We start from the raw sequence: 12,812 nt of genomic DNA, 5'->3' as shown, positions 1-12,812 counted from the left end.
GGCTTCCACGCCGGCTCACCGCCTGAACCGATGACTTCAGAATCCGATGATTCCCCGCTCGATCCCGCCATCGTGGCCGCGCTCGCGACGCTGAACGAAGCCGCGATCGATCCGTCCGGCAAGACGTGGTCGCTGCCGAAGATCGCGAAGCGATCGCAATTGCCGATGAGCACGCTGCGCCGTGTGCTGACGCAGCTCGATGCCGCCGGCTTGAGCGCGACGACGCTGAACGACGACGGCACAGGCAGCGCGGCATTGACGCAAGAAGGGCGCGCGGTCTGTGCGGAGCTCTTCGGCGCGAACGACGGCGGTTGAAAAAAACGGGCCGCCCGAAAGCGGCCCGTGCCCGTGCGGTTCGACAGGCGGCGTCACCACCGCGCCGTCGCGCCGCCCATCACGGAGTGACGGTCGCTCTGTTCGTGCCGCCCGTGTCGATCGCCGACGTCGAGATCGAGCCAGCGCGTCGGCGAACAGATCGCACTCGCGATCACGAACGTCGGGTTCGCGCCCGCCGTGCTTTCGGCACTGCGCGACATGCCGACGTCGGCCACGCGTTGCAGCTTGTCCGTCGCCTTGTAAGGCGCCGCGGCAGACACCGCCGATACCGGGCTGGCTCGTATCGTGTTGAAGGCGGCCGGTCCGTGCGGACCGGCACGCCAACGTTCGAAGGCGTTCAGAACCACTGCTTGTAGCGACGCACGTAGACCGTCTTCACGATCTGCGCGAGCACGATGTAGCCGGCCATCGTCGCCGCGAGCCACAGCCAGTAGGTGCCCGGCAGTTGCATGAAGCCGAGCGAATCGGCGAACGGCGAGAACGGCAGCCAGCAGCCGATCGCGATCGCGGTAAACGTTGACAGCAGCACCGGCAGCGCGGCCGTGCTCTGCAGGAACGGAATTTTCTGCGTGCGCAGCAGGTGCACGACCAGCGTCTGCGATACGAGGCTCTCGATGAACCAGCCGGAGTTCATCACGATCTGTCCGCCGAATCCGCCGTGCAGCTGATACATCGCTCCGGCGCCGAACACGGTCCACAGCAGCACGTAGGTCGTGATGTCGAACACCGACGACGTCGGCCCGACCCACAGCATGAAGCGCCCGATGTTGCCGGCTTCCCACTTGCGCGGTTTCTTCAGGAACTCGGGATCCATCCGGTCCCACGGCAGCAGCATCTGCGACGTGTCGTAGATCAGGTTCAACACGAGCAGCTGCGTCGCGAGCATCGGCTCCCATGGCAGGAACGCGCTCGCGACGAGCACCGAGAACACGTTGCCGAAGTTCGAGCTGGCCGTCATGTTCAGGTACTTCAGAATGTTGCCGAACGTTTCGCGCCCCTTGATTACGCCTTCCTCGAGCACCATCAGGCTCTTTTCGAGCAGGATGATGTCGGCCGTTTCCTTCGCGATGTCGGCGCTGCTGTCGACGGAGATGCCGACGTCGGCATCGCGCAGCGCGGGGGCGTCGTTGATACCGTCGCCGAGGAAGCCGACCGTGTGGCCGTTCGCCTGCAACGCCTTCACGATGCGCGCCTTCTGCAGCGGCGTGAGCTTCGCGAACACCGTCGTGCGTTCGACGGCTTGCGCAAGCGTTGCGTCGTCGAGTGTTTCGATCTCGGCGCCGAGCATCGGCTTGCCCGGTTCGAGCCCGACCTGCCGGCAGACCTTCATCGTGACCGTCGGGTTGTCGCCGGTGAGCACCTTCACGGTGACGCCGTTTTCGCGAAGTGCGGCGAGCGCCGGCGCGGCCGATTCCTTCGGCGGATCGAGGAAGGTCAGGAAGCCGCGCACGACGAGGTCGCGCTCGTCGGCGGTGCGGTATTGCCCGCGTTCGTCGCCGCGCGGAATCAGGCGCGTCGCGAGCACCAGCACGCGGAAACCGTCCTCGTTGTACGCGTTCGCCTGTTCGAGCAGCCGCTTGCGCGCGACGAAATCGAGCGGACGCACGCCGTCTTCGTGCTGAACGTGAGTCGACACGGCGAGCATTTCCTCGACCGCACCCTTGCAGATCAGCATGTGCGCGCCGTGGGTGTCCTCGACGACCACCGACAGGCGGCGGCGCACGAAGTCGAACGGCAACTCGTCGATCTTCTTGTAGCCCTGCGGCTTAACGCGATCGCCGATCGCATCGGCGCGCGCGACGATCGCGATGTCGATCAGGTTCTTTTGGCCGCTCTGATGAAAGCTGTTCAGCCAGCCGAGGCGGAGAATGTCCTCGTTCTTGTGGCCGGACAAGTCCAGGTGGTGTTCCAGGATGATCTTGTCTTGCGTGAGCGTGCCGGTCTTGTCGGTGCACAGCACGTCCATTGCGCCGAAGTTCTGCACGGAGTTGAGCCGTTTCACGACGACCTTGCGGCGCGCCATCGCGACCGCGCCGCGTGCGAGATTCGCGCTGACGATCATCGGCAGCATCTCGGGCGTCAGGCCGACGGCCACTGCGAGCGCGAACGTGAGCGCGCTCAGCCAGTCGCCCTTGGTCAGTCCGTTGATCATGAACACGATCGGCACCATCACGAACATGAACTTGATCAGCAGCCAGCTCACGCTCGCAACGCCACGGTCGAAGCTCGTCTCGATACGCTTGTAGCTCACGACGTTGCGCGCGAGCGAACCGAAATAGGTGTCCTCGCCGGTCGCGACGACAACGGCCGTCGCCGTGCCGCTCACCACGTTGGTGCCCATGAAGCAGACGTTCTCGAGATCGAGCAGCGACGTCGATGCACCGTTCGCCGCGCGGCGTGCGCCCGACGCATCCGCCATGCTGGTGCCGGCCGACTTGCCGGCGACTGCGCCAAGCGTGTCGTACTTCTCGACCGGCAGCGCTTCGCCGGTCAGCACGGCCTGGCTGATGAACAGGTCTCGCGACGCGAGCAGCCGCACGTCGGCGGGGATCATGTCGCCGGCCGACAGATGCACGATGTCGCCGACCACCACTTCGCGCATCGGCACCTCGCGGCGTGCGGGCTCCGACGTGTCGGTGACCGCGCGCTGCACGGTCGCCGTCGTGCGGACCATTGCCTTGAGCTTCTCGGCCGCGCGCAGCGACCGGAATTCTTGTACGAAGCGCAGCAACGCGCTGATCGTGACCATCGTCAGCAGGATCGTCATGCCGACGTAGTCGCGATCGTCGGGTGCCGCGAAGTAGACGTCGGTGAAGAAGCTGATCGCGGCGAGCACCAGCAGCACGTAAACGAACGGGTTGTGGAACGCGTGCAGCAGCTGGCGCGTCCAGTGCGGCGGCTTGTCGTGCGCGATTTCGTTCGGACCGTGGTGCTGCAGCCTGTCGGCGGCCTCGGCGCAGGTGAGGCCGCGCGCGGTGGTGCGCAGCGACTTGAAGGTGTCCTCGAGCGGGCGGGCTGCCTCCTGCGCAGCCCGTATGACATGTGGTTCGTTCTGCTGACCGGGGCCGGCGTTGATGAAGCCGCGCTGTTTCTTCTGCGATGTGTTTTGTTGTGCCATGAGTCGCTCCTTGCGCACGATGCGGGTGGCGGGGAGCGAGCGTGACGTTATCGACGCACGAGCGCTCCCGGCCGCGTCGCGTCGGGCGCGATCGGCTGTGGATCGGTGGTGGTGGGAACGCTCGCCGGCGCGTGGCGCATGGGCCGACTGTTGGCGCGCGGCATCGCACCGGCGAGCGGTAATCGACTACTGTCGTCCGGGTTCATCTGCACTCCTGTCGGTTGCGGGTGGGCGGCACGGGCGATCACGGCTGCGCACGCACGACGGCGCGCGGCCGGACGGCACGCGAACGGAGTATGCATGCAGCTCGCGCTGCGCGCAGCGCGAATGCACGCACGCGGCAGCGTGCGGCTGCACGGCGCGGGCATTCGGCGATATCGAAAAATCGGCGGGGGATTCTGGCCGGTCAGGCCGGAAGGGCGCCGCATCCTGCTTCCCGGGATGCGGCAGAAGACGAGGCTCTGCGCGGTTTCCTCAGGCAGCAGTCAAGTTGGTCGAGGACCAACTACAACTCGCATCGGTGTTCACAGAACACTCCATGTAATCAGACGGGGGCGATGGTAATGGGTCGTCGTGCGAAGCGTCAACCCTTTTGCGGCCCTTCTTCGCACATTGCTTGCCGAGCGATGGTGCTTCGACACTCGAACGGTGCTTGAGAAACCGCGCGCATGCCCGATGAGCATGCGCGCGGTTGCCGCGGTGGAATGTGACCGCTACTGCGCGGCTGCCGCGACGGCAGCACCCGCATCCGCAATGCCGGATCCCGCCGGCAATGCGGTGCACGACGTGCTGGCCGGCAGCATTGCCGCACGCGCCCCACCTTGCAGTTTCTGCTGGATCTGCGCGGGTGTCAGATTGCCGTTCACCGACAACATCAACCCGACGATGCCCGACACTTGCGGTGTCGCGAGGCTCGTGCCGCTCGCGGTGGCATACGTGTCCGCGCCCGGCGTCGTCGTGCCGCTGTTGGCCGTCGACAGGATGCTCACGCCCGGCGCGCTCAGCGCAACGTCGGCGCCGAAGTTGCTGAACGATGCGCGGCGGCCGGTCGCGTCCGTCGCGCCGACGCTGATCACGCCGCGGCAGTTCGCGGGCTGATCGAGCCCGGTCGACAGCCCGTCGTTGCCGGCCGCGACCACGACGGTTACGCCCTTCGCATTCACGTCGTCGATGGCCTGCTGGAACGTCGTGCTGCACGCACCGACGCCGCCGAGGCTCAGGTTGATGATCTTCGCCGGATTCGGGTTCGTCGGCGCGCCGTTGACGGGAATGCCGGCCGCCCACCGCATTGCGTCTGCGATGTCGCTCGTCGTGCCGCCGCACTTGCCGAGCACGCGCACCGGCAGGATGCGGCCGAGCCACGACACGCCGGCCACGCCGATGCCGTTGTTCGCGGTCGCGCCGATCACGCCCATCACGCGCGTGCCGTGCCAGCTGCTGTCGCTCGGTTCGCTCGCGCAGTGATAGAACGGGCCGCTGGCGTTGTCGAGTTCCTGCTGCGTGACCCAGTCGCCCGGATCGGTCGCGTCGCTGCTGCGCGTCTGGCCGTTGTTGCTGGTGCTGGCGTTCGAGATGAAGTTGTAGCCGGGCAGCAGGTTGCCGACGAGATCGGGGTGCGGCCGGTAGCCGGTGTCGAGTACAGCCGTGACGACGGTCGGCGCCCCCTTGGTCCGCGTCCACGCGGGCGGCGCGTTGATGCCGACGCTCGCGTCGGACAGGTACCACTGCTGGCTGTACGACGGATCGCTCGGCGTGTCGCGAATCCGCATCGGGTGATCCGGTTCGGCATAGTCGACGTCGGCGTCGGCGGCGAACGTCTGCGCGAGCGCGGCCGCGTCATCCGACGCGATGCGCTGGCCGATCGACAGCACGGCGGCGCCGTCCGACAGCGTTCGCTCGACCTGCACGTTCAATGGCGCCTGCGACGTCGTCGCGGCCGCATACGCGCGGGCGGCGCCCGCTGCGGTCGGGGCCGTCCAGCGGGTCATCGAACGCTGGATCACCGCGTCGAGCCGCGTGCCGGTGTCGAGGGCCGCCATCGCGCGCGCGCCCGCCGGCGTCTTCAGCTTGACGATCAGGTGATCGACCGGCGGCTCGGTCGACGCAGTGGTCTGAGCCGCCATCTGCACGGCGGCCTGCTGCGTCGCGCACGCGTTGCTGCCGTTGGTCGGGGCCGGCGTCGTCGGCGCGGGAGCCGGGGCGGGCGCAGGGGCCGGCGCTGCGTTGGAAGAAGACGGATTGCTGCCGTCGCCGCCACCGCCGCCGCAGCCTGCGAGCGGAAGCAGCGCGGCGGCAGACAGCATGCCGGCGAGCATGCGCACATGAGCGGGGCGTGCCAGCGGGAAGTTCGAACGTTTGGCTCTCATGGTGAAACTCGATCCTCGAAGATGGCCGTCGTGCCGGCGTCGTGCTCGGTCCGGCGAACACCGGACCTGCTCGTTTTCGTCTGACGGTCGACCCAATGGTGTTGCGACGCGCCATGCACTGGGTAACGGCCGAAGAGGCGGTTTCTTGAATATGTTTTGTGTGAAGACAACGAGAAACGCAAACGATTGCAATGTCGCAATGCAGCATCGCGGCCGGTTGGAGCGATTGGTGGGATTGGTGCGGTTGGTGCGAGCGTGCGATGCGGGGCGCGACGCGATCAATAGGCGCATGCGGCGCCCGTGCCTTTGCGCGCTGCGGCGATCGGCCCCGCCGACCGGGCGCGGCGGACGTCGGTTGCTTGTCCGAATTCATTCATTCCGCGTCTGCGGACGTGTTGCTGTCGTTCAGCCGCCGCACCGGCGTCGTTGGATCAAGTCGTACCAACGAAGCCGCGCTGCCTGCCGAGCCGGCGACGAGCGGCGCGCAACGATCGCCACGGCCGATACCCGTTCTTGCATTCCGGCCAGGCGGCCAGCGACGAAGCGATGCTGATTCATATGCTTTAATGCAGGCCACACCGCGAACATCAGCGGACCCTCATCCCCGTTTCGTCAGGAGAAAAGCATGGATCGCCGCTTCCGTTGGCTGGCCGTTGCGCTGACTTGCGCGCTGGCCGGCACCGCGCACGCGCAGGCTCTTACCGGCACGCTGAAGAAGATCAAGGACACGGGTGTCGTGTCGCTGGGTATCCGCGAATCGTCGGTGCCGTTCTCGTACTCGGACAACCAGCAGAAGAACATCGGTTATTCGCGCGACATCGCGGCGCGCGTCATCGATCAGTTGAAGGCCGAACTGAAGATGCCGAACCTGACGGTGAAGGAGATCCCGATCACGTCGCAGAACCGGATTCCGCTGCTGCAGAACGGCACGATCGACTTCGAGTGCGGGTCGACGACCAATACGCTGGAGCGGCAGAAGCAGGCCGCGTTCTCGAACAGCATCTTTCTTTACGGCATTCGCTTCAGCACGCGCAAGGACTCGGGCGTGAAGGACTTTCCGGACCTGGCCGGCAAGACCGTCGCGACGACGGCCGGCACGTCGGACGAGCGCCTGCTGCGCAAGCTGAACGAGGAGAAGGGGATGAACATGACGATCATCAGCGCGAAGGACCACGCCGAAGCGTTCATGAACGTCACGACGGGCCGCGCGGTGGCGTTCGTGATGGACGAGCCGCTGCTGTACGGCGAGATCGCGAAAGACCGCAACCCGGGCGCATATACGGTGACGGGCACGCCGCTCGTCCATGAAAACTACGCATGCATGATGCGCAAGGACGACCCGGCGTTCAAGCACGTGGTCGATGGCGTGATCGCGAAGATGCAGACCTCGGGGGAGGCCGAGAAGCTCTACGATCAATGGTTCATGCAGCCGATTCCGCCGAAGGGCGTGAGCCTCAACTATCCGCTGTCGCCGGAAATGAAGCAGCTGTTCAGGAATCCGACGGATCAGGCGCAGTACTGAGCGCTGCGCCGTAGCGGTGTTGCGTTGCAAACAAAAACCGCCGGCATGTGCCGGCGGTTTGACTTTGCAGCCAGGGCGCTCGTGCGCCGGATTGACGCGTCAGGCCTTGATTTCCGGCCCGCGCGCGGCCGGCTGGGCCGGTGCCGACGGTGCCGGCGCCACCGCACGCGCGGCCGGCTGCGCCGGCACGAGCACGACGACCGGTTCCGGCATCGCCCACATCGGCGTCGCGAACGCGACGGGTTGCGGCATCGGCATCGCGAACGCGTTGGCGAGCGCGACGTGCTGCAGCGCGATCATCTGCTGCTGCAGCGCGACCATTTGCGCATGGGCCGCCTGCATCTGATACTGCGCGGCTTGCAACTGCCGCAGCGCAGTGGCCGGCGGCATGCCGCCCGACGACGACGTCTGCATTTCGAAGCTCGCACCGCCTTGCGGGCTCTGCCAGCTCCACGTGCTGACCTTCGTCGGGCCGAGCGCCGTCTGGACGACGCGCGTTTCGGCTTTGACGGGCACGGCCTGCCCGTTGACGTTGACGAACATTGGTTGCGCGGACGGGGGCGTGTCGGCTTGCCCGGCCATCGCGAGCACGGGCATCAGCGCCAGCGCGCCCGCCGCCATATACGAACGGAATCGCATATTCGTATCTCCATCAAACGAAGAGTGATCCAATCGACAATGAATGAAGCGTGCGGCTCACGGAATGAGCCACCCGCCACTATGCGAGCGCTGGCTTAAAGCAGGATTAAAACGCGGCGAGCCCACGGGGACGAGGCTGCGGCCGAATCTCGAAGCCGGGGTGCGACCGGCGCCGGCGGCCATCCTGGCGCGTTTCCGAAAGGCGTCCGATCGGCATTCAACCGCGCGCGCGCCAGGGGCTTCCGGTCGGATGACGCAACAACAGGCACAATACGGCTTCGCCGCGCACCGCTGTTCGTCAATCGAACAAGCTGGCGCGTGCCGCCGCCGTCCGAATCCTTCCCGGTTGTCATGAACGCCTCGCTCACTGCCGCGCGCGAATCGAATTCGCCGCGTTTCCTGTTGTTCCTGATCTGCCTGTTCGCGTCCGCCGGCCAGCTCGCGATCGACATCTACGTGCCCGCGCTGCCCGACATGGCGCGCTCGTTCGCGACCACGCCGCAGGCGATCCAGTCGAGCGTGTCCGGCTATATGGCCGCCTATGCGCTGGGGCAACTGATCTTCGGGCCGGTCGCCGATGCGTACGGGCGCAAGCGCGTGCTTGCGTTCGGGCTGGTGATCTATACGATCGGCTGCCTGCTTTCGCTCGGCGCACCGAACCTCGAGACGTTCGTGCTCGCGCGCTGCCTGCAGGGCTTCGGGATCGCGACGACGAACCTGCTCGCGAAGGCGATCATCACCGATTCGTTCTCGGGCCAGGCGCTGCTGCATGCGTTCACCTACATGTCGATCGCATGGGGGCTCGCGCCGATCGTCGCGCCGGTGATCGGCGCGCACCTGCAGGAATGGTTCGGCTGGCGCGCGTGCCTCGTGTTCCTGCTCGTGTATTCGCTCGTGATGTGGGCGCTGCTGTGGCGCTACCGCGAGACCTTGCCGAAACCGGTCCATCTCGAGCCGCGCACGCTGATGACGAACGCGGGCAAGGTGCTCGCGAGCCCGGTGTTCCAGAGCTGTTTCCTCGCGCAGGGGCTGTGCTACAGCATCCTGCTCGTGTTCAATATCGTCGGGCCGTTCATGGTGCAGACCACGCTGCACAAGCCGCCGACCTTCTTCGGTTACCTGGCGCTCGGGATCGGGCTGATGTATTTCCTCGGCGGGTTGTCGAACCGGATCCACGGACGCGGGCTGCCGAGCGCCGAGCAGCGGCTGCGCATCGGCGCGCGCGTGATGGCCGGCGCGGCGGTCGTGATGCTTGCGCTGGCGCTGACCATCGGCCTGCGCGTATGGACGCTTGCGACGCCGGTGCTCGTGATGGGCTTCTGCGCGGGCGCGATGTATCCGACGCTGATGGCCAAGGGCAATTCGCTGTTTCCGCATATCGCGGGGCTGACGAGCGCGATTCTCGGGTGTGCGCTGTTGCTCGTGTCGTCCGCGATGATGGGCCTTGCCGGTTTCGTGTCGATTCACGTGCTGACGCCGCTCGCGGTGTTCTTCGTCGCGCTGTCGTTCATCGTCGTGTGGATGGTGACGAAGCTGCTGAGGTATCTGACGCAGCAGCAGGCCGCGCGTGTCGCGTGCGGGAGCGGGGAGGCGGCGTAAGCGCCGTGCACGGGACGGGCTGCCGGCCGGTATCGATACCGTTGCGGGAAGCGGCGCGGACTGCCGGTGTTCGCTGGGTTCAGGGCGACACGCGCTGCTAGAGCGGGTGCGCCGCGCCCGCCTGCGTCAGCAGGGAAACCGCTGACGGATCCGGCATCCCGTTCGAATCGATTGCGCCGGCCTTTGCGAGCGCGTCGAGATCGGCGTCCACGCCCGGCTGCCCGACGACGAACGGCGTGGTGAGGAACGCGGGCGCGGTCAGTGTCACCGAATAGCGCTGTTGCAGATTCGTCACCACTGCCGATTGCGCGGCCTGTACCGTGCCCAGGCTCCCCATTGCCTGCTGGAAGCGTGCGCTGCCCTGAAAAGTGCCGATCAGCCCGGCCGTGTTCGTGCCGAGTTGCGCGGCGAGGTAGGCGAGCAGCAGCTCGGTCTGCGGCGTCGTATTGAATGTGCCGCCTCCGTAAGCGAGCGAATGCAGGCTCGTGCCGCCCGATGCGACGGTGATCACGCAAGGCAGCGCGGCATTGACCGTCACGCGGTAATTGCCGCCGCCGTCGGTCAGCGTGGTTGCCGAGCCCTGCGCGCAACTGACCGTGACCGACGCGCTCGCGAGCGCGCGGCCCGTGGCCGCCGTGCCGGACAGCGCGACCGGCTGCGTGTTGTTGTCGTTGAAACAGACATCTACGCCGAAACACGCGTCGCCGTTGCAGCCGGCAAGCGACGCGAGCGCGGCGACGCAGAGCGTGCGCAGTGCGGGGCGGATCAGGCGAGGATGGCGAATGTTCATGGTCGCGGGCAATCGAAAGTGGAGACAACCGCCGTGCGCCGCATGCGGGGCGCCGCTCTTATTCTAGGTCTCGAATCGGTGCGTTGCTTGGCCGTTTTCCGGTGAAGCGCGGAGCGTGCTGCCGATGGCGCGGTTTGCGCTGCGCAGCCCGCGAGTGCGGGCGCAGCGACCCAGTAAGCTGCGGCGCTCAGGGTTTGCGCGCCGCCGGCTTCGCGAACGCGCCGCGCACTTCGAAGCCGATCGCGTCCGCAACGTTGCCGCGCGCGTCGACGAGCTCCAGCCGGTGCCGGCCCGGCCAAGGCATCCACGCGATGCGGTCGCCGTGCCCGATCACCTTGTCGTCGAGCCGCCACGCGAACCGCGCCGCGTGCCCCGACGATCGCTCGAACCAGATCCGCTGATTCTTCGGCGGAATGTCCGGATCGATCGCGAAGATCGTGCCGTCGGTCGGCGCGCCGATCATCAGCGGCGCGCGTGCGCCGTCATTGCCCGGCGCGACGGGCGCCGCGAGCCGGATCGTGTCGAGCGCCGTGCCCGCGATGAACCACTCGTTGCGTGACGGCTCGACGTCGCGCTCGAACGCGATCCGGCGCGTTTCGACGCCGGCGGGCGGGCGAGGCGCGCGGCTCGGCGCGTCGCGATGCAGGTAGCCGACGACGGCCGACCACACCGGCGACGCACCCGTGACCCCCGACACGTCCCACATCGGCGAGCCGTCGGCATTGCCGACCCACACGCCGACCGTATAGCGCGACGTGAAGCCTATCGTCCAGTTGTCGCGCATATCCTTGCTCGTGCCGGTCTTCACTGCGGAGAAGAAGCGCGTCGCGAGCGGGTTGTCGAAGCCGAACGTGCGCACGCGCGCGTTGTTGTCGGACAGGATGTCGGTGACGACGAAGCTGGCCGCTTCGCTGAACACACGCGTGCCGTCGTCCGCGCGAGTCGATCCCGACGATGCGCCGGAAGCGGGCACCGCCGCGGGCCGATCGACGACGTTGCGCACGACGCCGCCGTTCGCGAGCGCGCGATACGCATTGGTCAGCGACAGCAGCGTGACGTCCGCGCTGCCCAGCGCGAGGCTGAATCCGTAGTAATCGCCTTCCTGCGCGAGCGGCAACCCGAGCGCCGTCAGCGTGCGCGCGAAGCGATGCGGCGTGACGAGCACGAGCGTGCGCACCGCGGGCACGTTCAGCGAGCCGCCGAGCGCGCTGCGCACGCTCACCCAGCCCTTGAAGTCCTTGTCGTAGTTCTGCGGAATGTAGAGGCCGCCGCCGGCCGCGAGGTTGATCGGCGCGTCGTCGAGCAGCGACGCGGCCGTCAGCCGCTTCTCGTCGATCGCCTGCGCATAGAGGAACGGCTTGAGCGTCGAGCCGGCCTGGCGCGGCGCGAGCACGGCGTCGACGTCGCGTGCGCTCGACAACGCGCCCGACGAACCGACCCACGCGCGAATTTCGCCGCTCGCGTTGTCGATCACGACGACCGCGCCGTCCTGCACGTTGCGCCGGTGCGCGGGCGCGTTGAGCTCGGTCAGCGCGCGCGTGAGCGTGTCGCGCGCGAAGCGCTGCAGCGGCGCGTCGAGTGTCGTGCGCACCTGTGCGCCGGCTGCCGGCTTGACCTCGGCCGCGATTCGGCGCGCGAAGTGCGGGGCGAGGGCGGCGCCGTCCGCCGCGACGTCGTTACGCACGACGGTGGCCGGCCGCGCGATCACGAGCTGCACGTAGCCGTCGAGCGACGCGCACGCGTGCTCCGCACGCATGTCGCGCAGGATCCGGCACGCACGCTCGGCGACCTTCGCGGGCGCCGCATTGGGCGCACGCACGAGTGCCGCCGCGATCGCGGCCTCGCGCGCGTCGAGGCCGGACGGCGCCTTGCCGAACAGCACCTGCGACAACGCGCCGAGCCCAACCGTCTCGCCGCGGAACGGCACGAGGTTCAGATACGCCTCGAGAATCTGATCCTTGCGCCAGCCGCGTTCGAGCAGCAGCGCGTTCATCGCCTGCGTCGCCTTTTGCGGCAACGAGCGCTGGCCGGAGCGTCGCGGCGAATCGCTGAGCAGCCCGGCGAGCTGCATCGTCACGGTCGACGCGCCGCGCGTGCGCTCGTTCCACAGGTTGCCCCACGCCGCGCCTGCAATGCCGCGCCAGTCGACGCCGCTGTGCTCGTAGAAGCGCTTGTCCTCCGACACGACGATCGCTTCGCGGAACGCGGGCGACACGTCGGCGAGCGACACCCAGTCGCCGCGCCGCTCGGTGAGGTCAACGCGCATGCGCTGCAGCGGCGTGCCGTCGCGCGCGAGCAGCACCCAGTCCGAGCTGCGCCAGCTGCGGCGCACGTCGTCGTAGCCGGGCAGCGCATGCGCGACGAGCGGCGCGGCGAGCACGGCGGCGACGAAGATGCGGCCGGCGTAGCGCGCCGGCCGCCGCAATACACGATCGATCATCA

10 protein-coding genes are annotated in these 12,812 nt (G+C 67.5%); 3 read left to right on the top strand and 7 right to left on the bottom strand.

The features are described 5' to 3' along the window. Window positions 1-30: 30 nt before the first annotated feature. Window positions 31-315 carry a transcriptional regulator gene (locus WK25_RS25305; protein ID WP_040141169.1) on the top strand — a complete coding sequence of 95 codons (285 nt, stop codon included), beginning with the start codon at window positions 31-33 and terminating at the stop codon, window positions 313-315. A 53-nt stretch (window positions 316-368) separates the two neighbouring features. Here the strand turns inward: WK25_RS25305 and WK25_RS25300 are convergent, their stop codons facing one another. The 4 genes from WK25_RS25300 to WK25_RS25290 all read right to left on the bottom strand — a co-directional run bounded on the left by WK25_RS25300 (window position 369) and on the right by WK25_RS25290 (window position 5,820). Beyond that, window positions 369-596 (bottom strand): hypothetical protein, encoded by a 228-nt coding sequence (locus WK25_RS25300; RefSeq protein ID WP_069243069.1) that lies wholly within the window; start codon window positions 594-596, stop codon window positions 369-371. A 77-nt stretch (window positions 597-673) separates the two neighbouring features. Beyond that, on the bottom strand, window positions 674-3,454 hold the full coding sequence (gene mgtA, locus WK25_RS25295; protein ID WP_083253080.1) for a magnesium-translocating P-type ATPase: 2,781 nt from the start codon (window positions 3,452-3,454) through the stop codon (window positions 674-676). Window positions 3,455-3,501: 47 nt separating this feature from the next. Continuing rightward, window positions 3,502-3,660, bottom strand: coding sequence for a hypothetical protein (locus tag WK25_RS31860; RefSeq protein WP_167432674.1), 159 nt, complete (start codon window positions 3,658-3,660; stop codon window positions 3,502-3,504). A 507-nt stretch (window positions 3,661-4,167) separates the two neighbouring features. Next, entirely contained in the window at window positions 4,168-5,820 is a 1,653-nt protein-coding gene (locus tag WK25_RS25290; RefSeq protein ID WP_069243068.1) for a S8 family peptidase, read from the bottom strand. 625 nt (window positions 5,821-6,445) lie between these two features. Here WK25_RS25290 and WK25_RS25285 point away from each other — a divergent pair. Beyond that, window positions 6,446-7,342, top strand: a complete 897-nt coding sequence (locus WK25_RS25285) for a glutamate/aspartate ABC transporter substrate-binding protein (RefSeq protein WP_069243067.1) — start codon at window positions 6,446-6,448, stop codon at window positions 7,340-7,342. Window positions 7,343-7,441: 99 nt separating this feature from the next. Here WK25_RS25285 and WK25_RS25280 read toward each other — a convergent pair whose 3' ends face one another. Then, window positions 7,442-7,981 carry a hypothetical protein gene (locus WK25_RS25280; RefSeq protein WP_069243066.1) on the bottom strand — a complete coding sequence of 180 codons (540 nt, stop codon included), beginning with the start codon at window positions 7,979-7,981 and terminating at the stop codon, window positions 7,442-7,444. A 351-nt stretch (window positions 7,982-8,332) separates the two neighbouring features. On the opposite strand from WK25_RS25280, the gene WK25_RS25275 reads away from it, so the two are divergent. Continuing rightward, window positions 8,333-9,580 (top strand): multidrug effflux MFS transporter, encoded by a 1,248-nt coding sequence (locus WK25_RS25275; protein ID WP_069243065.1) that lies wholly within the window; start codon window positions 8,333-8,335, stop codon window positions 9,578-9,580. 97 nt (window positions 9,581-9,677) lie between these two features. Here the strand turns inward: WK25_RS25275 and WK25_RS25270 are convergent, their stop codons facing one another. Together WK25_RS25270 and pbpC are read right to left on the bottom strand one after the other, a co-directional pair. Continuing rightward, window positions 9,678-10,370: a hypothetical protein gene (locus WK25_RS25270; RefSeq protein ID WP_069243064.1), complete on the bottom strand. Its 693-nt coding sequence runs from the start codon at window positions 10,368-10,370 to the stop codon at window positions 9,678-9,680. Window positions 10,371-10,557: 187 nt separating this feature from the next. Next, entirely contained in the window at window positions 10,558-12,810 is a 2,253-nt protein-coding gene (gene pbpC / locus WK25_RS25265) for a penicillin-binding protein 1C (protein ID WP_069243063.1), read from the bottom strand. Window positions 12,811-12,812: the final 2 nt, after the last annotated feature.

This window comes from Burkholderia latens, from assembly GCF_001718795.1.
GTDB lineage: Bacteria > Pseudomonadota > Gammaproteobacteria > Burkholderiales > Burkholderiaceae > Burkholderia > Burkholderia latens_A.
The sequence above is the reverse complement of the archived record's forward strand: the minus strand, read 5'-3'. Positions and strand labels throughout refer to the sequence as shown.